Source organism: Macrococcus animalis (genome assembly GCF_047425875.1).
GTDB classification, from domain to species: Bacteria; Bacillota; Bacilli; order Staphylococcales; family Staphylococcaceae; genus Macrococcoides; species Macrococcoides animalis.
This window is the reverse complement of the sequence record NZ_CP179727.1, coordinates 692,214-714,045: the sequence shown is the minus strand read 5'-3', so window position 1 is coordinate 714,045 and position 21,832 is coordinate 692,214. Positions and strand designations below refer to the sequence as shown.

The 21,832-nt window shown below is 33.3% G+C and carries 24 protein-coding genes; 18 read left to right on the top strand and 6 right to left on the bottom strand.

Annotation, left to right across the window (positions count from 1 at the left end; genetic code table 11):
- Positions 1-11: 11 nt before the first annotated feature.
- On the top strand, positions 12-773 hold the full coding sequence (locus ACMGE9_RS03660; protein WP_414043906.1) for a LysM peptidoglycan-binding domain-containing protein: 762 nt from the start codon (positions 12-14) through the stop codon (positions 771-773).
- Positions 774-813: 40 nt separating this feature from the next.
- On the opposite strand, the gene ACMGE9_RS03655 is transcribed toward ACMGE9_RS03660, so the two are convergent.
- A complete protein-coding gene (locus tag ACMGE9_RS03655) occupies positions 814-2,883 on the bottom strand; it encodes a RecQ family ATP-dependent DNA helicase (protein ID WP_414043905.1) in 2,070 nt (689 codons plus the stop codon).
- Positions 2,884-2,979: 96 nt separating this feature from the next.
- Here ACMGE9_RS03655 and aryK point away from each other — a divergent pair, with 96 nt between their 5' ends.
- The 4 genes from aryK (at position 2,980) to ACMGE9_RS03635 (ending at position 8,187) form a co-directional block, all read left to right on the top strand.
- A complete protein-coding gene (aryK, locus tag ACMGE9_RS03650; RefSeq protein WP_414043904.1) occupies positions 2,980-5,223 on the top strand; it encodes a transcriptional regulator AryK in 2,244 nt (747 codons plus the stop codon).
- A 136-nt stretch (positions 5,224-5,359) separates the two neighbouring features.
- Entirely contained in the window at positions 5,360-6,538 is a 1,179-nt protein-coding gene (locus ACMGE9_RS03645; protein WP_414043903.1) for a M20 family metallopeptidase, read from the top strand.
- Positions 6,539-6,540: 2 nt separating this feature from the next.
- Positions 6,541-7,935: an MFS transporter gene (locus tag ACMGE9_RS03640; RefSeq protein WP_414043902.1), complete on the top strand. Its 1,395-nt coding sequence runs from the start codon at positions 6,541-6,543 to the stop codon at positions 7,933-7,935.
- 102 nt (positions 7,936-8,037) lie between these two features.
- On the top strand, positions 8,038-8,187 hold the full coding sequence (locus ACMGE9_RS03635) for a hypothetical protein (protein WP_414043901.1): 150 nt from the start codon (positions 8,038-8,040) through the stop codon (positions 8,185-8,187).
- Between the two features lie 77 nt (positions 8,188-8,264).
- Here the strand turns inward: ACMGE9_RS03635 and ACMGE9_RS03630 are convergent, their stop codons facing one another.
- Positions 8,265-8,690, bottom strand: a complete 426-nt coding sequence (locus tag ACMGE9_RS03630; RefSeq protein WP_414043900.1) for a hypothetical protein — start codon at positions 8,688-8,690, stop codon at positions 8,265-8,267.
- A gap of 145 nt (positions 8,691-8,835) precedes the next feature.
- Between ACMGE9_RS03630 and ACMGE9_RS03625 the strand changes: the two genes are divergently transcribed.
- From ACMGE9_RS03625 to ACMGE9_RS03600, 6 genes are all read left to right on the top strand, one after another.
- Positions 8,836-9,489, top strand: coding sequence for a DUF805 domain-containing protein (locus tag ACMGE9_RS03625; protein WP_414043899.1), 654 nt, complete (start codon positions 8,836-8,838; stop codon positions 9,487-9,489).
- A 327-nt stretch (positions 9,490-9,816) separates the two neighbouring features.
- Complete coding sequence (locus tag ACMGE9_RS03620; RefSeq protein WP_414043898.1) at positions 9,817-10,890, top strand: YeeE/YedE family protein; 1,074 nt, start codon at positions 9,817-9,819, stop codon at positions 10,888-10,890.
- A gap of 11 nt (positions 10,891-10,901) precedes the next feature.
- Positions 10,902-11,126 carry a sulfurtransferase TusA family protein gene (locus ACMGE9_RS03615; RefSeq protein ID WP_414043897.1) on the top strand — a complete coding sequence of 75 codons (225 nt, stop codon included), beginning with the start codon at positions 10,902-10,904 and terminating at the stop codon, positions 11,124-11,126.
- Positions 11,127-11,237: 111 nt separating this feature from the next.
- Positions 11,238-11,696 carry a hypothetical protein gene (locus tag ACMGE9_RS03610; RefSeq protein WP_414043896.1) on the top strand — a complete coding sequence of 153 codons (459 nt, stop codon included), beginning with the start codon at positions 11,238-11,240 and terminating at the stop codon, positions 11,694-11,696.
- Positions 11,697-12,383: 687 nt separating this feature from the next.
- The gene (locus ACMGE9_RS03605) at positions 12,384-13,019 is read left to right on the top strand and encodes a hypothetical protein (protein ID WP_414043895.1); all 636 of its coding nucleotides are present in this window, start codon (positions 12,384-12,386) and stop codon (positions 13,017-13,019) included.
- 254 nt (positions 13,020-13,273) lie between these two features.
- On the top strand, positions 13,274-14,047 hold the full coding sequence (locus ACMGE9_RS03600; protein WP_414043894.1) for an acetoin reductase: 774 nt from the start codon (positions 13,274-13,276) through the stop codon (positions 14,045-14,047).
- Between the two features lie 26 nt (positions 14,048-14,073).
- Here ACMGE9_RS03600 and ACMGE9_RS03595 read toward each other — a convergent pair whose 3' ends face one another.
- Positions 14,074-14,532, bottom strand: a complete 459-nt coding sequence (locus ACMGE9_RS03595) for a hypothetical protein (protein ID WP_414043893.1) — start codon at positions 14,530-14,532, stop codon at positions 14,074-14,076.
- 98 nt (positions 14,533-14,630) lie between these two features.
- On the opposite strand from ACMGE9_RS03595, the gene ACMGE9_RS03590 reads away from it, so the two are divergent.
- Positions 14,631-14,765 (top strand): hypothetical protein, encoded by a 135-nt coding sequence (locus ACMGE9_RS03590; RefSeq protein ID WP_414043892.1) that lies wholly within the window; start codon positions 14,631-14,633, stop codon positions 14,763-14,765.
- A 30-nt stretch (positions 14,766-14,795) separates the two neighbouring features.
- The gene (locus tag ACMGE9_RS03585) at positions 14,796-15,200 is read left to right on the top strand and encodes a hypothetical protein (protein ID WP_414043891.1); all 405 of its coding nucleotides are present in this window, start codon (positions 14,796-14,798) and stop codon (positions 15,198-15,200) included.
- 108 nt (positions 15,201-15,308) lie between these two features.
- Here ACMGE9_RS03585 and isaB read toward each other — a convergent pair whose 3' ends face one another.
- Complete coding sequence (isaB, locus tag ACMGE9_RS03580; protein ID WP_414043890.1) at positions 15,309-15,887, bottom strand: immunodominant staphylococcal antigen IsaB family protein; 579 nt, start codon at positions 15,885-15,887, stop codon at positions 15,309-15,311.
- Positions 15,888-16,067: 180 nt separating this feature from the next.
- On the opposite strand from isaB, the gene ACMGE9_RS03575 reads away from it, so the two are divergent.
- The 4 genes from ACMGE9_RS03575 (at position 16,068) to ACMGE9_RS03560 (ending at position 18,685) form a co-directional block, all read left to right on the top strand.
- Positions 16,068-16,472, top strand: coding sequence for a hypothetical protein (locus ACMGE9_RS03575; RefSeq protein ID WP_414043889.1), 405 nt, complete (start codon positions 16,068-16,070; stop codon positions 16,470-16,472).
- A gap of 200 nt (positions 16,473-16,672) precedes the next feature.
- Complete coding sequence (locus tag ACMGE9_RS03570) at positions 16,673-17,185, top strand: DUF805 domain-containing protein (RefSeq protein ID WP_414043888.1); 513 nt, start codon at positions 16,673-16,675, stop codon at positions 17,183-17,185.
- Entirely contained in the window at positions 17,185-17,664 is a 480-nt protein-coding gene (locus tag ACMGE9_RS03565; protein ID WP_414043887.1) for a hypothetical protein, read from the top strand. Before ACMGE9_RS03570 ends, ACMGE9_RS03565 begins: the two co-directional genes overlap by 1 nt.
- 139 nt (positions 17,665-17,803) lie before the next feature.
- A complete protein-coding gene (locus ACMGE9_RS03560) occupies positions 17,804-18,685 on the top strand; it encodes a hypothetical protein (protein ID WP_414043886.1) in 882 nt (293 codons plus the stop codon).
- Positions 18,686-18,885: 200 nt separating this feature from the next.
- Here the strand turns inward: ACMGE9_RS03560 and ACMGE9_RS03555 are convergent, their stop codons facing one another.
- Both ACMGE9_RS03555 and ACMGE9_RS03550 read right to left on the bottom strand, forming a co-directional pair.
- Positions 18,886-19,059: a hypothetical protein gene (locus ACMGE9_RS03555; RefSeq protein WP_414043885.1), complete on the bottom strand. Its 174-nt coding sequence runs from the start codon at positions 19,057-19,059 to the stop codon at positions 18,886-18,888.
- A gap of 47 nt (positions 19,060-19,106) precedes the next feature.
- A complete protein-coding gene (locus ACMGE9_RS03550) occupies positions 19,107-19,811 on the bottom strand; it encodes a GntR family transcriptional regulator (RefSeq protein WP_414043884.1) in 705 nt (234 codons plus the stop codon).
- A 135-nt stretch (positions 19,812-19,946) separates the two neighbouring features.
- Between ACMGE9_RS03550 and ACMGE9_RS03545 the strand changes: the two genes are divergently transcribed.
- Positions 19,947-21,824: a beta-glucoside-specific PTS transporter subunit IIABC gene (locus ACMGE9_RS03545; protein WP_414043883.1), complete on the top strand. Its 1,878-nt coding sequence runs from the start codon at positions 19,947-19,949 to the stop codon at positions 21,822-21,824.
- The last annotated feature ends 8 nt before the right edge of the window (positions 21,825-21,832 follow it).

Below are 21,832 nucleotides of genomic sequence, written 5' to 3'. Positions count from 1 at the left end.
AGGAGATTCTTATGAAAAAATTGATTTGTGCGATAGCAGCTGTTGCAATGCTATTAACACCACTGAATAATGTCGATGCGAAGCGTTATAAAACGATTAGAGTACATACCGTTACAGCAAAAGACAGTGTCTATTCGATTTCAAAAAAATACAATATCACGCCAGAAAATTTCAAGAAATGGAATGCATTAGTCCTTGATGCGACTTACGTTGGTGATCGCCTTGTAACGTCGAATCCTAAGAATACGTTACCGATTTATAAACGTAGTTCACCGAGTAAAGATGTGATGGTGCAGTGGTTCTATGATCGCATGGGTAAGACGAGTTATTTATCTTACGCGGGTCGTTGGGGCACTAAGACATGGGATTGTTCAAGTGCTGTATATGCTGCGATGATAGAAGCGGGTTACTTGCCGAAACAAACAGTATTAGGTGATACAACAACAATGTTCGCTCAAGAAAATCGTTTATTCACGCCAATCAAGAAGAGTCAGGTACGTTATGGAGATATCTTTATATTAGGAGATAAGAAAAATAGCCGTGGTCCTTTAGGTCATACGGGTGTGATATTAAGTAAAAATAAAATTATTCATATGGGTTACAAAACGGCAACAGATAACGGTATTATGGTGACGGGGTATCAAGGTTTTGCAGAAAAGCCAGGTGTAGATACATTTTATTACCGTATTAATACCGATTACGTAAAGAAAATTAAAGCTGCGGGTGTATTTGAGAATTCACTCGGTTACCCTGTATTTAAATATCAAAAGTAATAGAAATACCTTTCAAGAAAATAATCTTGAAAGGTATTTTTTATTCTCCTGGTCCAGTATTCACAAGTGCGAATGGATAAACAGTATTGGCATGTTCAAGTAGTTTTGATGCGACAACGGTCATTGTCCAACGTGAATTAACGGTGTCATCAATGAGTAATATGTTTTTATTGTTGAGTAACTCATTATTTTGAATTGCAATTGTTTCTTGAATATTTTGCTCTTGCATGATGGAGTTTTGCATATCACTTTGACGTTGTCCAGCACTTGTTTTAATGGCGGCATCAATGTATTCAATTTGATTATAGTCAGCGATTGCTTGAGCTAAGTGTTTTGTGAGTTTCGGTCTATGCAAACTAGGTACACTTACGACTGCATTGATTTCGTACGCTTGTATATGATCTTTTAAGAATTGACTAATCTGTAAGGTTGTCTTATCTGAGAAATGATTATTATCACGTTCAAACATAAACTTCTTACCAACAGGTGAGTATGGATCTGTTGTATATGTCCATCCTGGTTGGAATTGTAGTGGTTCATCAATTTTCTTGTTATTTGACCAACGTTTACGAGGCAGTATTTCGCCATGCAATTTATTCTTATAGCTACTCGCAACTTCTATCATCGGATGGTCTTTCTTTAGACTGATAAATTCACGATTTCTACAATGCGCACAAATACCACATTTTTCTTGTAGGTCAGGCGCATCAAGTTCATCCGCAATGTATTTCATATAGCAACCATCGTAATTCACGAAACGCTTCAAGTTCTCAAGTTCTTGAAGGCGGGTTGCATTTAAGGATTGTTGTAGTTGAGCGTTACTCACAGCGTCAAAATGTTTATCTGGATTAATCACATACTTTCGTTTATCCATTAAGATATATTCATGGACAAATAAATACTTTAATACTGCGCCAAGCTTCGTTATATTTAAATTGAAATGGGGCAGTATATCGTTACGTGACATGCCTTCAGGTTGATTTCTGAATAGGTCTAATATCTCAGTGAGTAGCATCGGATTTTTATTCGCACTGTCGATAAATGATTTGATAATGGCATCATCTTCATCACCATGAAGTAATATCGCTAAGGCAGGCTTACCATTTCTTCCTGCACGTCCGATTTGTTGATAATACGAGATTAAGTTTTGCGGGAGCTGAAAGTGAATGACGAAGCCGATGTTCGATTTATCATAACCCATACCAAGCTTTACTGTAGCAACAATTACACGTATCTCACCCTTATGAAATTGCTCCAGTATTGAGACTGATGTATCTTCACCAAATTCATCTTTCATGCCTGAATAATAAGGTGCCGCAGAAATTCCTTGTTCAGTTAAGAAAGTGGCCACCGATTCACATTCTTTCTTTGTTAGACAATAAATGATGCCTTGTTCTTTATTTAAGAATGGATGTTCATTTAAACTTGCTGCTAAGAAAGCTAAACGCTCCGCTTTCGATTGAGAGGGATTCACCTGTATAGAAATGTTCGATCGAATTAAGTCGCCGCGGAAGACTTGTAAGTCCCCGAGCTGTAATTTAATGTCCTCAATCACACGGTCATTGGCCGTTGCAGTGGTACCAAGAATCGCGATTGAATCAGGTAAATCTTTAACTAAATTAATAATACGCTGATAATCTGGTCTAAAGTCGTGACCCCAGTCTGAGATGGAGTGAGCTTCGTCAACAACGATGAGTTCGATATCATTTACTTTAGATAATGCTTCAATGAACCTTGCGTCAGATAACTTCTCTGGAGATACAATCATTGCATCAACCGCGTTAAGTCTTGCGTATATATCATCCCATTCGTCTTTGTTATTACTGTTAATAGTGACGACATCGAGACCTAACCTATTGGCTGCTTCAATCTGATTGTGCATTAATGCTAAAAGCGGGCTAATAATGACTGCAGGGCCACTTCCTTGTTCTCTTAGCAATTTTGTTGCAACGAAGTAAACAATTGATTTTCCCCAACCTGTCTTTTGGATGACAAGCGTCTTCTGTTTATTCACGACAGCAAGTATTGCCTCTAACTGTCCATCACGGAAACGACTTTCCGCACCGTAAGTCTCTCTTAATATCTCTATTGCTCGTGTTTTAAAATCCATCGAAAGCCTCCTGAACTTGACCATATATTTATCTTATATATTCATGGTAAGATAAAATAACATAAATGTACAAACGAAAGTCTATGAGGTGATCTATTGAATCATTATGATATTAAATTTAATAATGAACCATTACATAATTTAACTAAAACGAATGGTCTTAAATTTATTTTCGTATTAAAAGGAGAGATGTCTATCACACTAAATAATGAAAGTTATCATTTAGCTGATGGGGACATCAGGTTACTCAATCATCGAGATATGCTACTGATTAATCAATGTGTAGGAGATTATATGACTCTCAATATTCCCTACAAGATGATAAATAGAATAATAGAAGATGAGGGCACACGCTTTGACTTAAATCGATTAGCACCAACAGACAATACTGTGTTACTTATTAGAGATACTTTAGCTAAAATAGCAATCGTTTATTTAAGAAAGAGTAAATATTATAAATTATTCATAGAACAACAGTTAATGTCTTTACTTAGCTTATTATATAAAAATGTACCTCATTTTAGTGACACTTCTGAGTTAGTCGGTGACTCAGACTATAGATTGGAGAGAGTTTTCAGGTATATAGATGCCCATTACGATGAATCGCTCACTTTACATCAAATGGCTGAATATATTGGTTTATCTCAGGCATATTTATCTAAATTATTCTCAAAAAAAATGGGGGTAGGTTTCAATCACTATCTGAATGAAGTGCGATTAGAGCATGTTGTAATGGATTTATTATATAGCGAGGATTCTTTAACTGATATCGCAATGAAGAATGGCTTTTCTAATTCAGCAGTACTTTCTCGTAATTTTAAGAAATGGGCAAACATCTCACCGAGTGAATATCGTAAAAAGCATAAGGTTACCATGAGTGTGAAGTCTTTAGTCGTAGAAAACTCTGATAAAGAACGCATTAGTATGCTTGCACCATATGTCATTGATGCATCACAAAAATTAATTGAAGCGCCAGAGAATACGAAAAATATAGATATTCGTTTAGATGCCTTAGATTCTTCGCTCAAACAGTTTAACCATGTAATTCAAATAGGGCACTTAGACCATTTATTATTAAATGAAGTACAACATCAATTGCAATTAACGCAAAGAGATATTGGCATTACGCATCTATTAATAGAAGACCCTATCAACAGTCCTAGCTTAATTTCTGAGGAAGTAAAAACAGACGAGCGTATAGCGAATTACCAGCGATATCATAAGGTAGATGCGTGTTTTGATTTTTTAGTTGAACATCATTTAGGTATAGCGATTCGCCTGCAACCTAAGGGTGAGTTTTCCGTATACTTATCGAGGTTAAAGGATTTTTTTAAGCACATAGCAATGCGTTTAGATATGGGAAATAGAATCCATGTGAAACTGTTTATTAAAGATATGTCATTAAAAATGTATCAACAGCTATTACAAATGATTACCCATTATATTCCGACAATAAAAGTAATAGTATTTGTCAATCTTGAGGATATAGGAGACTTCATCGATATAATACAAAGTGATGTCCATCGTATTGAAAAAATTGCATTTGATGCAAATCAAAATGATATCGTGAATCTTAATGTTACAGATGATCAAACATTTGAATTAGCAAAGCATCATATTGTTGATAAATCAAATGAAGTATTTAAATTTTTACAACGTCATGAGATTATGTACCCACTGATGTTAATCAATTGGAATACATTAACTGGAGACACAGATTTGACGAATGGAGAATATTTTAGAGGTGGCATTATTTTTGATCAATTTCTGCGATTAAACCATATCGTAGATACCATTGGCTATTGGTTAAATTACGATTTGCATAAAGAACACGCAATATCACGAAATGAATATATGAATAGTATAGAATTGTTTCATCAATATAATGGAAAACGACCTGCATATTTTACTAGTGCTTTATTTAAAAAATTACATCATCCTATTCTATTTAAAGAGCATCAGTGTCTTGCTTTAGGACGAGATGATCATTTTCAGATAGTTGTTTATGATGCAGAACACTTTAACCCATATCTATCTTTAAATGATGATTTACCATTTCTTCAAAAGAAAGCGGTATGGATTAAGATAAATGATTTGAAGCAAGGATTATATCGGATTAAGCACTACACGCTAGATAAAGAAAATGGTGCTTTATATCAAGTGTGGCAATCATTTAATACACAATATGGCATAGATGCTGAGTCGATTGAATATATTAACCGTGTATCTTATCCCAAACTCAATGTACAGGAAGTCAAAGTTGATAAAGATTTACAATATGATATCACCTTACAAACAAACGCCATTCATATATTAGATATTAAAAAATACGAAGATTAGAACAAAAATAGACAAACTATTTTTGTTCTTTTTTATTTTGGGTAAATAAATAACATAAATTGAAATAGATTTTATCATATATAGAAAATGAATAGTTCAAATCAGGGACTATAATTACTTTAAGGAGATGAAGAACATGAATAAACAATTAATTGAAGCTTTAAAAACTAAAGAAGAAAAAATGATTGAAATTAGACGTTACTTACATCAACATCCGGAACTTTCTTTTGAAGAAGAAAATACTGCAAAGTACATCGAAGAATTTTATAAAGATAAAGATGTACAAATTGAAACCAATATAGGTGAGCGAGGGATAAAAGTTACGATTGACTCTGGTAAGCCAGGTAAAACATTAGCAATCAGAGCAGATTTTGATGCTTTGCCGATAGAAGAAGCAACGGGTCTGCCATATGCCTCACAAAATCCTGGTGTAATGCATGCTTGTGGTCATGATGCACATACTGCTTACATGCTCGTACTAGCAGAAACACTTGCTGAACAAAAAGATAATTTTACAGGTAAAGTCATTGTGATTCACCAACCTGCTGAAGAAGTGCCTCCTGGTGGTGCGAAAGGCATGATTGAAGATGGTGTATTAGAAGGTGTAGATAATGTATTAGGTGTTCATGTCATGAGCACAATGGCAACAGGTAATGTGTATTACCGTCCAGGTTATGTTCAAACGGGTCGTGCATATTTTAAATTAAAGGTGAATGGTAAGGGTGGACATGGTTCATCACCACACATGGCTAATGATGCGATTGTTGCAGGTGCACAATTTGTATCATCCGTTCAGACTGTGGTTTCAAGAAGATTAAATCCTTTTGAAACAGGCGTTGTCACAATTGGCTCTTTTGACGGTAAGGGACAGTTTAATGTCATTAAAGATAGTGTTGAAATTGAAGGAGATGTTCGTGCTCTTACAGATGAAACAAAGAAAACAATTGAGAAAGAAATTAAACGTATCACAAAAGGATTAGAAGAAATGTACGGCGTTACTTGTGAACTGGAATATAATGATGATTACCCTGCATTATACAATGATCCTGAGTTTACTGAATACGTGGCTGAAACACTAAAAAATGCCAATTTAGAATTTGGAATTGAAACATGTGATGCGCAACCGCCTTCAGAAGATTTCGCTTATTATGCAAAAGAAAAACCAAGTGCATTTATTTATGTTGGCGCTACACCAGATGATGGTGAAGTTTATCCACATCATCATCCAAAATTTAATATAAGCGAAAAATCATTATTAATTTCTGCACAAGCAGTGGGCACTGTTGTGTTAGATTACCTCAAAGGAGAGAAATAAAAATGAATAATGTAGCACAATCAAGTTACCGCGGTGGTAACAAATTAATATTAGGTATTGTATTATCTGTAATTACTTTTTGGTTATTTGCTCAATCTTTAGTGAATGTTGTACCTAACCTAAAGGATAGTTTTAATGCTGACATGGGAACTGTCAGCATAGCAGTATCTTTAACAGCATTATTCTCAGGAATGTTTGTTGTTGGAGCAGGTGGTTTAGCTGATAAAATTGGGCGCGTAAAAATGACTAACATAGGATTGATCCTGAGCATTGTCGGTTCATTGTTAATTATCATAACAAATTTTCCTGCATTATTAATTTTAGGACGTGTGATTCAAGGGATATCAGCAGCTTGTATTATGCCATCAACACTAGCAATAATGAAAGCATATTATGAAGGTGCGGAACGTCAAAGAGCCTTAAGTTACTGGTCGATTGGATCTTGGGGTGGTAGTGGAATATGTTCATTATTTGGTGGTGCAGTAGCAACAACAATGGGATGGAGATGGATTTTTATTATCTCTATTATCGTTGCTATCATTTCAATGCTATTAATTAAAGGAACACCAGAAACGAAATCAGAAGTCACAAATACATCTAAATTCGATATTAAAGGTCTAATTATCTTAGTAGTAATGTTATTAAGTTTAAATATATTAATTACGAAAGGTGCGACGCTCGGTGTTACTTCAATATGGTTTATCGGTTTAGTGATACTCGTTCTACTTTCATTCTTTTTATTCTTGAAGCTCGAAAAACAAGTCGATAACCCTTTAATTGATTTTAACTTATTTACAAACAAACCATATACAGGGGCGACGATTTCAAACTTCTTACTTAATGCTGTAGCAGGAACATTGATTGTGGCAAATACATTTGTTCAACAAGGTTTAGGTTATACATCTCTTCAAGCGGGATACTTATCAATTACATATTTAGTGATGGTGCTACTTATGATACGTGTTGGTGAGAAGATATTACAAAAAATTGGGGCTAAAAAACCAATGTTATTAGGAACTTTAATCGTTACAATAGGGGTACTGTTGATATCTCTTACGTTCTTACCTGAAAAAATTTATATCGTGAGCTGTGTTGTAGGATATTTATTCTTTGGTTTAGGCCTAGGCTTATACGCAACACCTTCTACAGATACAGCAATTTCAAATGCACCAGAAGATAAAGTGGGTGTCGCATCAGGTATATATAAGATGGCATCGTCATTAGGAGGCGCATTTGGAGTAGCAATAAGTGGTGCAATTTACGGTATTGCTGTTGCGTCGATGGGTGTATTCACAGGTGCAATGATTGCACTTTGGGCGAATGTATTGATGGGCGTTATGGCACTGATTGCGATTATCTTTACGGTACCAAATGATGATAATAGAAAAATGCAATAAATGAAGAGTAAATATACGTTTCGAAATTTTGATAAAGCCTTTTTGTTAATTAGTATAGTCGATGGGGTATAAGTAACTATACTAATTGAGGAGGCGATAGATATGTCAAATGTTGATAAAGAAACAACAAGTAATAGACGTGAAATCATGCCAGAATCAGTCATCGATGGTGAAATGAACGAGAAGGTGAAGGAACAATTGGAACTTCAACCTGGCGAGAAGAAAGTCAGTAAAGACGAACAAGATAAATAATTATTAAGGCACTCGTTACTTACGGGTGCCTTATTATTATGTCTAATATACATATTTATCTTAAGAAAACCACTACATTATGAAGTGGTTTTCTTTTTGTTTAATGTGATTTGGAGTTCTTCTTTTTCCATGAAGTAACTCACAGCGTGTCCTATAAATTGACTGCCAGGCGTTAAGACAACCATGAAGTATGGACTAAGAAATATATCATGTATATTTAAGAAATATAAAATAATACTGTATATTATGAGGAGGATTAAGTTTTCAATTGAGTTGTTGCGGTGATTTTTAATTTTCGCATGGTGGATTGCAATTTTGTCATTCTTGTCTATGTGTTTCATTTTGTGTTCTCGAATTATTGAAAGTATGCCTGTAAAATAAGTGACAATAAAAAATGAGAAGATTATTAGATTTTTATGGCCACCTATACTCACAAACCAAATGATGAACACTAAATAAATGAGCGTAATAAAAGCAATTTGAAATTTTAAGTTTTTGAACATAATACACCTCAATTACTTTTTATGTATATTGTACATTGATATGGATAAATATACTAGAAGCATAAGATATAATAAATATTTTCTTTAATTTTACAGAAACTTTATTTATACTGTGAGTAACAAATAACACTTTTGGAGGGGAATTATGTATCAGCAACCAATGTCATTTTGGGAAGCGACGAAATTATTCTGGACACGTGCATTCGACTTTAAGGGTAGATCAAGAAGAAAAGAATATTGGGTACCTTTCTTTACGCAGTCAATCCTATTTACACTCGGCTTTTCATTTTTTTTATTTATGGTAATCATTTTTAGTGCGGCTGCGGCTGGAGCATCTAACGATCATAACACGATGCTAAATATATTTGGTTTATCGGGGGTATTAGGCTTTCTATCTTTAATCCTCATTGGATTAATATTACTTATACCTAACTTATCTTTATTAGTTAGACGTTTACATGATATCGGTAGAAGCGGTAAATGGGCTATATTATTTTATATTGTTCCGATTCTATTAAGTTATGTAAGTATGTTTATTAACTTTTTAAGTGATTCACAAAATCCATCTGTAATTGGTTTATTCCTACATATGATGATTGGATTATTTAATTTAGTCATTGGTATTTGGTATATTGTTTGGTGTGCACAAGATAGCCAACCAGGATCAAATCAATGGGGACCGAATCCTAAAGTGCTTGGTAAAGATAATTATCATAATCCTTATCAAAGTAATTACTATCAACAAAATCCATATCAGAACTCAAATCATTATAATAACCAAGATCCGTATCGCAGATGATACGGATCTTTTTTATCTCGACATAGTATGATGGATGTAATGACATGAAGGGGTTGAGCGGGATGGAATTAGTAGTGATAGAGGGCAATTATTATCAAGGTATTGCATATGGGACAGACGAATATGATGTTATAGACCATTTTGGGGAACAAGAGATTGAGGTATTTTAAATGAAACATCCTGCACTGATAAAGAAAGTATCCTATAAATTGAAAGCAGATTATTATGAAATAAAATATCTGAGTTAAAGGTGTTGATTTATAACTATTTTTCATATACTATAATATTTATTTCTTATTATTATTATCGGAATTGTAGGAGGTTTTTATGATTTGGACAATTGTTAGTGGTTTAATTGTGGGTGCATTACTTGGTTTCGTAATGCAACGTACACGTTTTTGCTTAACGGGTGGGTTCCGTGATATGTATGTTCAAAAGAACAATAAAATGTTCTATGCGTTACTTATCGCAATTTCTATCCAAGCAATAGGCTTATACGTGTTAACTTCAATGAATATTATACATATAGAGTATGAAGCATTTTCAGTGATTGGCACGATTTTAGGCTCTTTTGTATTTGGAATTGGTATTGTGTTAGCGGGTGGGTGTGCCACAGGTACATGGTATCGAGCTGGAGAAGGTTTAATTGGGAGTTGGATTGCATTATTTATGTACGCACTTTTTGCAGCGATGACGAAGGTGGGTGTATTAAAGCCCTTGCTTGATAAATTAAATAGTGTCTCAGTAGTAAATGCGGATTTATCAAAGTCAACTGGCATTCCTTTTTGGATCTATCTAGTTTTCCTTATTATGGTTACAGTAATTTTAGTTGTTAAAACATTGAATAAACCAAAACCGAAATTTGCAATGCCAAAGTTAAAGCAGAAATTTACAGGTGTTCGACATGTATTGTTTGAAAAAAGATATCATCCATTTGTTGCTGCAATTGCTATTGGTATTATTGCTTTAATCGCATGGCCAATGAGTATTTCAACAGGTCGCAATTATGGATTAGGCATTACAACACCATCAGCAAATTTACTTCAATTTTTGGTGAATGGGGATACGAAATTAATAGACTGGGGAGTATTCTTAGTATTAGGAATCTTCCTAGGTTCATATATTGCAGCACGTGGATCTAGAGAATTTAAATGGCGTTTACCAGAAAAAACGACAATTCGTAACAGTGTCATTGGTGGTGCATTTATGGGAATCGGTGCATCCCTTGCGGGTGGATGTTCAATCGGTAATGGTTTAGTATCTACTGCAACAATGAATACGCAAGGATGGATTTCATTATTATTTATGATATTAGGTACATGGTTCATGAGTTATTTCTTATTTGTAAGACCAATGAAACAAGCGAAAAAAGTGATTAATTTAAAACCGAAAGCAGCTTAAGGAGGATGAATATGGTACACGAATTAGGTACAGTTGGAATGGTATGTCCATTCCCATTAATAGAAGCACAAAAGAAAATGGAAGCATTACAAACTGGAGATGAGTTGAAAATTGATTTTGACTGTACTCAAGCGACAGAAGCATTACCCAACTGGGCAGCAGAAAATGGTTATCCAGTAACGAATTACGAACAATTAGATGATGCATCTTGGACAATTACTGTTCAGAAAGCTTAATAGAATGACCCTCGAAATTATTTCGAGGGTTATTTTTTGTCATAGAATATCTATTGAACACATACAAATATTAGGGGATAATATAGATAATACTTGAAATGAGGGGATAATATGAACAAAGCATTGAAAGAGTACATGAACTATTGGCGCTATGCGTTGAACACAACTGAAGAAGCAAGTCGTTCAGAGTATTGGTTTCCAACGTTGACACATGTTGTAGCATTTACGATTTTAGCTTTAGCTGATATAGATAATTTAGAGACAGATTCTGGGGAACAATTGATTGATACAAAGACGAATAAACTCTATTCTACTTTGGCTTTGATTACGTTAGTACCATCATATAGTTTATTCAGTCGTCGTTTGAATAAACTTGGGGTAAATAATAATATCGCAAAAGCTGCGTATTCAGTTAATGCATTAGGATATTTATGGGTTGTCGGTATGAGTAAAGCATCTCAAGATGAACTAAATAAGAAATTTGGCTCTAAAAATTTTAAAGTGCTTGCAGGTTTACTTGGATTGGCATTTATAACAGAGGTTGCACTAGCAGCTAAGAAAGATAATTAAGATTTCACTACGGTGAAGTCTTTTTTTGTTCACACATAGAGCTGTAATATGAACAAACGCGCCAATATTCCAAGAAAGTATAAAGAAAATAATAAAATCTTCAAGGTTTGTTCATACATAGAGTTGTTACGCGAACAAACGTGCCAATATTCTACGAAAGTATAAAGAAAATAATAAAATCTTCAAGGTTTGTTCACACATAGAGTTGTTACACGAACAAACGCACCAATATTCCACGATAACATAAAGAAAATAATGAAATCTTCAAGGTTTGTTCACACATAGAGCTGTAACGTGAACAAACGCACCAATATTCCACGAAAGTATGAAGAAAATAATAAAATCTTCAAGGTTTGTTCACACATAGAGTTGTTACACGAACAAACGCACCAATATTCCACGAAAGCATAAATAAAATAATAAAATCTTCAAGGTTTGTTCATGCATAGAGTTGTTACGCGAACAAACGTATCTTAATGCTTCTCCATTCGCCTTTTTCATATATCAAAAATTCTGCTAAATAACTTATAAGAGATACTATGAACAAATACGTATAGAAAAAATTAGATTGAGTTTTTATTATGACGATTTATAGACGAATGGGTATAAATATACTCTTAAAATAGAATTTGTTATACAATTGAATTATAATTAAATGTATCCTCAATGATCCAAAAGGAGTGATTTATGATGAGAAAGTTACTCGTAACAGGACTTGCAGCAGGTTTAGTAATAACGTCGGTAAACATTCAAGCTGAAGCAGCTACACCTAAAAAAATTAATATTGCAACTGAAGCATTCGCGAAAAAAGCAAAGAGTGGTAAGATGACAATCAATGGTTTAAAGGCAGGACAAAAGGTGAGTTACTATAAGAATAAAAAAGGGATTGTTTTCGAAGACTTCTTAATTGGTAATAAACCTGGTAACGATTCAGTTCGTTCAGCAAATGCATTAGCATTTACAAACTTTCAAGAAAAAGTACCGTTTTTGAAGCGAACAATAAGCCAAGTAAATACTTCGGACATTAAAGCAGTGTCACGTAAGAAAATTCATCAAATTTATGGTAAGCCATTGTATTCAATACGTATTGGTATTCACTCAGAAAAAGGATATGTAGATTTTTATAAAAATATTAAAATCATTTCAAGTGATCGATATAATGCAGATCGCACGAAATTAGTAAATGTCGTTGTTGACCGTATCGCATTACTAAAAGCAAATGATCTTAAATCTCTGAAGAAATGGCGTAATATTGATAAAAAATATGGCGGTGATCAATGGTCACTGATGTATCTAAAAGGTTCAGTTTGGAAAAAAGCATAGTGCGAAATTAGACAATCTTTTAGGGTTGTCTTTTTATTTTTAAACAAATTAAAATTGACGTAAACGAGTATTTTTTTGGATTTTTACATAAGTGATATATATATTTAGAATATTAGCGAAACGATAATTCAGCAGTATATATAGTAATTTGTTACATTTTATTGAACACGACCTATATTAAGTGAAAAAATTCACAATTAACATTATAATTAAAATGTATTAAAAATTCTGAAATTTTTAAGGAGATGTTTTAAGTGAGTAAAGTTGCAATTGTTACAGGTTCAGCTGCTGGATTAGGTAAAGGTATTGCAGAACGTTTAGCGAAGGATGGATTCAGAGTAGTAATCCATGATATAAACGAAGATAACTTAAACAAAACAGAACAAGAATTTAAAGGATTAGGATTTGAAATTTCATCATTTAAAGGTGATGTTTCAAAACGTGAAGATCAATTCGCTTTAGTTAAACACGCGGTTGATACTTTTGGTCAATTAGACGTTTTTGTTAATAATGCGGGTATTGATGCAGTTACGCCATTCTTACAAGTCGAAGAAACTGAATTACAACGTTTATTTAATATCAACGTATTCGGTACTGTATATGGTACGCAAGCTGCAGCAGAACAATTTATTAAGCAAGAAACTAAAGGTAAAATTATTAATGCTTGTAGTATTGCAGGTCATGAGTCTTATGAAATGTTGTCTACTTATTCAGCTACAAAACATGCAGTACGTTCATTTACACATTCATCAGCAAAAGAATTAGCACAATATCAAATCACAGTTAACGCATATTGCCCGGGTGTTGCAAAAACTGAAATGTGGGATCGAATCGATGCTGAAATGGTAAAATATAATGAAGGTATGAAACCAGGAGATGCATGGAAAGAATACACTAGTGCAATTAAATTAGGTCGTTACCAGGAACCTAAAGATGTCGCCAACTTAGTTTCTTTCTTAGCTTCCGATGACGCGGATTATATTACAGGTCAAGCAATATTAACTGATGGTGGTTTAGTTTACAGATAAGTTATAGTCAAAAAACAGCGCACTGATTACAGTGTGCTGTTTTTTACGTCTATCGATACTATTTCGTCTAAATTAATTTTCATAATTTGTTTTTGGAATAGGTCTTTAACTAAAATATTAATTTCTTTACTAAGCCAATTTGCATCTGTACTTTTGCCTTCAATTATTGTGTCGTCTTTTAGTGTGATTTTACACGATGCGTTGTTATACGAAGATACATAATGATGATTGTAACTGATATAACCTTCATCCATTGCAATATGATCGTATATTTCCAAGAAATCTTTCTTCATTGCTGCAATTCTTGGAACTTGTTCGATTTCATCAGGATCAAATTCATAGCCAAATTCTTTGAACAATATTTCATCATATTCATAACCTATCATTCTAAAAATATCTTCAAAATCTTCATCAAACTTTTCTGGATCTACATTATATTTTCTAAGTGTGGCCATGTCTTCTTCTCTTAATATGACTATATCCATCGTATCACCTCGTTTTTGATATTATAGCAAATTTTCGCATTGTCTATAACGTGTTTATTATGCTGTGAGTTGCTATGATAAAAGAAAGAGGTGAGTGTATGATATTTGTAATTGGAGAGGTGTTTCAAGATAGGTTAGCTTCAGACGATATGCAGGATATATTGAATACGATGCCGATTCCAATCGCTTTAAAATTAAGCGGTGGGGGTTACAATGTGAATTTAAATACATGATTTAAGGATAATGAATCATTACCGTTATTAATGAGACAATTAGAAGAAAAAAATATTAATTTTAATCAGTTTGAAGATAAAGATACATATAAAATGGACGAATGGGACTTAGATGTTATATATGATATGTTTTCAGACGATACAATTATATTTTTTTCGAACATTGGGGACGATGCTATTTTAGATATGGCAGAATTCTCGAAGGTATATGATTGTATCAGTGTGATGTATATAAATAAATTATTTGTTAGTCTTAAGACGCTTAAACAAATGGAGCATTGTTTTATCGAAGAGGCGTATGCTTTGGGTTATATAGATGATATTCCAAAAGACCGATTTACGATTATCCCTAAAGGTTTCACGGATGTTGAAGCAGCAGAATTAATGTATGAAGTGATTAAAGATATAGAAGATAGTATGAATAAAATGAGGTGACGCTGTGTCATATAAATGAATGATTAATCACTTTAATCATTTTTTTGGTTATGACAAATTTGATGAGGCTTCGCACATAAAAAAGCTACCACAAGGGTAGCTTCTATATTAATATCCCATTTCTAAATTTCTATCACCAATAAAATATATATGTGTCAGCATTTCTTTTTTATTGAACATAAATTGCGCTTGACCGGTTTTTGTTTTGATTGCAAGTGATTGCTCATAAAATTGATTGAGTTCAGAGTCACCCATTTGTCCTTCACCTAATGTATATTTACCATACATTTTTTTGATTTGATTATACGATATTTTATTTTTCTGTACTGGCATTTTAACGACATAATACTTTTTGTCTTCTTTAATACCAATCGTATCAAATTTTTTCGTTAAATATTGAGCATTTAGAATATTAAACTCTGTATAGAAATTATAGGCATTGAATGACTGATTATCATCGAAATTTTTCTTCGGTTTTGTAGCTTTCATCCCGTTTACTGTGACATTACTATTTAATAATGCACGTTTGAAATCTTTGTCTAACACAAATTGATAACTGTTGCCGGAATAGCCATTCCATTTGTAATAAGGAGTTACAGCTTGCGTAGGTGTTTTTGCATCTGCAACTGCAGGTGACATGCCTAATAAAAGTGTTGAAGCAATACCAAGTTTTAAAATTGTATTCATCTAGATACCTTCTTTCCTTTTTTTATCAGTATATGGTAATTCAAAAGAGATGAAAATATTTATAGTGAATTTTTAAGGTAACTTTAAGGTTGGAGAAAAGACAGGTTTAATGATAAAGGTTTTATAAAATCGCGCAAGATGGTATACCGATATGAGACCAATGAATAAAGGAGTAACAGAATGAAACGTTTATTAGTATTAATATTTAGTATGTTATATATATTAGCTGCATGTGGTGGATTAGAAAGCAAGGTAGATGGAAAAACATTTATTGCTGAAGTTGGACCAAAAGAAGATTTAAAAAAGCTCGGATATATTTCGTTTAAGGAAGATGAAGTTACATTCTCATCAGACGAAACGAAAATAGAACGTAGAGGGACTGTGAAATATGATGAGGATGAAAAGATAATGATTAAATTGGCGGATAATCCTGTATATAAAAATGGTGAAATGAAGTTAAGCAACATCGTGAAGTCAAAAGAAGGATTAAATGCTGAATTAGAGATTTATTCGAATGAAAAGAAAGTAGAAGTGATGAAAGGGAAGCTATTTATTCAGTTAACTGAGAAAGAAGAAGGTAAATAAGAAGTTAGAAATATGGATTCATGACGTATAAACCAGGTTTATCAGTCATGAATTTTTTAATTGTGTGAGGTTTCTGAAATGATAGGTGACTAATTGGATTAAATAGCCATGATTCGGTATGTTGAATTGGAAAATTTAAGGTAACTTTAAGGTTGCACTTTCCAATTCAATGGTAAAATATAACTAAAGGAGTGTTCATTATGGAAAGAGATTTGTCGATTAAACAAGCAGTCATAAGCTTCTGGAAGAATGGATTTAAGTTCAGTGGAAGATCTAGACGTAGTGAGTATTGGTTAAGTTTATTAGGTCATGTGATTATTTTTGCGTTTGTCTATCTACTATTTTGGTTAGCGTATTTTCTAACAGGTAAGCATTTCGATGTGAACAAAACTTACTATATTGTAGTCGAAGCATTCACTTGGATTGCATTTATTCCGGGTATGGCGATAGGTTCTAGAAGGCTACAAGATATCAATATCAGCGGAATATATTGTATTATCGTAAGTCTGATAAGTATTCCACTTTCTTTATTAGAGTACTTTTATTCAGAATCTTTTTTAAGCAGTATTGAGACACTTATAGGTAAGTTCTATTTCTTCGTGAATCCCATTTTTTTAATCGCAAGTATGGTTCTATTCATCATGTCACTAAAAGAAGGTACACGTGGTCCAAATAAATACGGTGCAGATCCGAAGTATTCGGAGGTACGATGATGGATACATACATTAGTTTTTGGAAAAGGACGTTTGATATTAGTGGTTATGCAAATAGGAAAGAATTTAATATAGGATTTTGGACACATATTATATGTATCTTGTCTATCTTTATTATAGGTCCAATGCTTGGTTTACCCAAGTTAGGATTCGATACAAAAAGACCGATATTTGAAATGCTATTTGAATTAAACTGGCAGTTCTATCATTTACTCTTGCTCGCAATATTCTTAATACCAATTCTGACGTTAATGATGCGACGTTGTAGAGATTTGGGCGCAGAGCGAATTCATGCATTAGTAATTGGATTTTTTCCTATATCATATATGTTTTACTTTTTACTGTTTGCTATCATGGGACAAGGATTGCCTGGTGATGTCATTTGGATTGAGATTATTTATTATGTAATATTTTTATTACCATTTCTGTATTTATTCTTTATGCTGTATCAATTTTCCTTCAAGAAAGGAAAGCTTTAAATATAGGTACGAAATGAATTCAATTTACTGTCTATTCATTTGTAAAATTATTGTAAATACGACTTCAGACTGAGTGACTATTTCTAAATAATATTTATAATGAAAACGAATACAATAAAATGATGCGGAGGAAATAATTATGAAAAAATTACTACCTGTAATGCTTGGTGCAACATTAGTATCAACAATGATTTCTGGGAATGCAGATGCGGCTTTAAAGAAACCAATAACAGTGTGGAAAGTAAGTAATACAGCCGGATTTGTAGAAGTCGATGCTCCAAAGAATAGTACTGTCTACATTTATAAAGGTGGAAAGTCTCAAGGTAAGGCTAAAGTAAATCAATATGGAATGGCAGAAGTATCGATTAATCAGCAGAAAAAGGGAACAGTATTACGAGTATTTTATAAAACAGCGCAAGGTACAAAGAGTCCTGAAGTAAATGTAAAAGTGACGGGAAACTACAAAACGAAAAAACAACTAGCTGTGAAGAAGTTTACGATTGCTGAGCGTTTTGCTATTTCAAATAGTTTCGTAAAGTGGGCATCTACTAAAGCGAAAAAAGAGAAAAAAGCAGTTACATCAATATACTTTGATCATGGTGCAGCCGGACGTGGAGATTGGTATGCAAGTACGCCGAGTGGTCATATGCAAGTCCAAGATATGAATAACCCAGGTTATTATGCATTTGGATTGCATGCGATTGGTGGCGCAACTTTCTATCAGCCGAAAGATGATCAATATGGTTATTCTAAAGATGCACTCAATCAAGCAACAGCAGCGGGTTACTATACAATTTCTAAACCAAAGACATACATTACAAAGTATGTTCTAGGAGATAATGGCGTAGTTTATGAACTTAAGAAAAAACGTGAAGATATGAGTTTCTCAGCGGGATTCGGTGAGTATAACGATAAAGGATATGGTAGTACATTTACGCCTGGAAAAGGATATAACATGATTGTATCTAAAGACGAAGCAGCTCAAACGAAACTCAAATCAATTTTAAAACAATATCAATAATAACAACAACGCATAACCTACGGGTTATGCGTTGTTTTGATGTTTAATATCTTCAAGTAATTTAATCATTTTTTCATTTTGTATGATGATAAAGTGCGTATTTTTTCGTGTGTGATACATATGGGAAATTATTACCCACAAAATAATAATCGGAATAGCTAAAAGTAATAAATTAATAAGAATACCTATAGGACTTATCATCATAAATCACCTATATTATTAGATGCTTTAAGCAGTTTGATAATCTCTTCATTCTGAGCCATAATCTTTTCTGAGTTTATCTTCGTTCTGTATCCATCCATTAAGATTAGAAATACGATAATAATCGGAACTAATGCCATCATCATTGATACTAATGCTTCAAACCAAGGCATGTTAACACCACTTTCTTTTTTTATACATTATAACATAAAATGGTTAATCAGTAATTTGTAGCTTGTACAAAGAATTTTGAGTGTTTATAGTGGTAAGTGATTTTTGAAAAATCAAAAGGTTCACCCGTCGCTAGGTAGATCACTTGTTCTAAGAATAGAGCGGGGTTACCGGGTTTTAATTCAAGTTTATGGGCATCATTTTCATTTAATTCATCAATGTGCATATAAATATCAGCGAAACTGATATTAAATTTAAGTGCATGTGAGAGATAATTAAAGATTGAACCTTGCGCGATTTCAGTATTTAAATAAGGTACAAGTTTTACTGGAAAGTAAGATACTTCAATGCATAATATATCATCGTTAATTCTACGTAATCGTTCTACATAATAAACTTCATCATCTTCTGCTAAATGTAAATTTGTTCTCACTTCTTCGTCTGCTTGAATTTTTACTAATTTAATAACTTCTGAAGAAATATTAAATTCTTTTAAATCTGATGTAAATCCTCGGTTGGTTAATAAACTGACATACCCTTCACGACGTTGACGTCGTACAAATATGCCACTACCACGTTGTTGAAAGATGGCACCGCGTTTTTCTAATGTATCTAAAGCTTTTGTGATGGTGCTTTTTGAGACTTCATACTGTTTCATCAAAGTTTCTACATTTGGAAGTTTTGTCCCTTGTTCTAATTTTTCATCATATATATTTTGTTGGATGGCTGCTGCAATCACTTCATATTTATTCAAGTTTGACACTCCTATTTTATGTACTTGTCACTAATTATACATTATTAAAATTAATTCGCACTTGTTTAATTGAACCGGTTCAATTAAAATGATAATGTATAATAGAATAAAAGACAAACAAATGGAGATGATTTTATGGCTAAGCCGGTAAGAAACTATCAACAACTTGCACAGGATATTTTACAAGCTGTTGGTGGAGAAGATAATATTGTTAACGTTGCTAGATGTGCAACACGTTTAAGATTAGTATTAAAACGTTCAAATCCAGAGTTTAAGAAAAAAGTATCAGAGATGCCTGGCGTAATTACAGTTGTTGAAAATGGTGGACAATTCCAAGTCGTTATTGGTCAACATGTTGGGGAAGTTTACGATGCTTTTACGAATATTGCTGACGTCGAAGATCACACAGATGATAATATGCAAAAAGGTTCGATATTAAATAGAGTAATTGCCACTATGTCCGCGGTATTTGCACCGTTCATTTATATTTTGGCAGCTGCCGGTATTCTACAAGGGATACTCATCTTAATTAACTTAGTTTGGCCGGCATTTGCTAAAACAGGGACATATGAAGTATTCAGTTTTATTTCTTGGTCACCATTTACATTCTTACCTATATTTATCGCACTTACCGCATCAAAACATTTTAAAGTTAATACTTATATCGCAGTAGTTTGTGCTATGGCATTAGTAAGTCCAACATGGTCAGAGATTGCTGGACGTATTGCTGAGGGAGAAAAAATTACATTTATGGGTATCGCATTATCACAAACAGTTTATACTTCTTCAGTACTGCCGCCATTATTTTTAGTTTGGATTTTATCTTATGTTGAAAGATTCTTTAATAAAGTATTTCCTGATGTAGTAAAATCTTTATTTGTGCCTTTAATGTGTATGGTCATAATGGTACCTTTAACGATTCTTTTAATTGGCCCTTTATCTACAATTTTTGCAAATGGCGTAGCAGATGGGTATAACTATTTAGCTGAACACTTACCAATTGTTGCTGCGATTATTATCGGTGCATTCTGGCAAGTATTCGTTATATTTGGTGTTCACTGGGGTATTACCCCAGTTGTACTTGCAAATTTTGATAACTATGGTCGTGATTCTTTCCAAGCATATCAAACAATTGCAGTTATCGCACAAGTTGGAGCGGTACTTGGCGTATTCATAAAATCAAAAGTTCAAGAAACAAAATCTGTTGCAATATCTGCAGGTATTACAGGTATTTTTGGTATCACAGAGCCTTCGATTTATGGTATTAACTTAAGATTTAAAAAACCATTTATTATTGGTTGTATTTCTGGTGCAGTAGGTGCAGTAGTAGCGAGTTTCTTCAATCCTTATTACTATGTATACGCTGGACTTCCTGGACCATTAACAATCGTGAATGGTATTAGTAAGGACAATCCTTCTTCATTTATCGGCATCTGTATTGGTGTTGCAATAGCAATCATTTTACCAATCGTGTTAATTATGATGTTTGGTTATGGTGAGGATACTGCTAAAGCTGTAGATACTAAATTAGATATATCTGAAGATAATCAGGAGGATATCGTAACAAGTGAATCATTAGAACAACTTGTTGTGTCACCTATAGTTGGTCAGTATATTGCTTTAAATGATGTAAAAGATCCAGTATTTAATAGTGGTGCAATGGGAAAAGGATTTGCGATTAATCCGGCAGAAGGTGTTGTTTCTTCTCCAGTAGAAGGTTCAATTGTCATGACTACTCCGACGAAACATGCAATTGGTATTAAAAGCAATGATGGTGTTGAAGTCCTAATTCATGTTGGCTTAGATACAGTTGAACTTAAAGGAGAACACTTTGACTTACATGTTAAAGAAGGAGACAAAGTAACTGTGGGTCAGCCTTTAATTAATTTTGATAAAACCGCTATTGAAGATAAAGGTTACTCAACAGTCACACCAATAGTGATTACAAATACAATGAATTATAATGATGTTATAGTAGACGAGAATAATAAAACAATGACAATTATTAAATAGGAGGATTT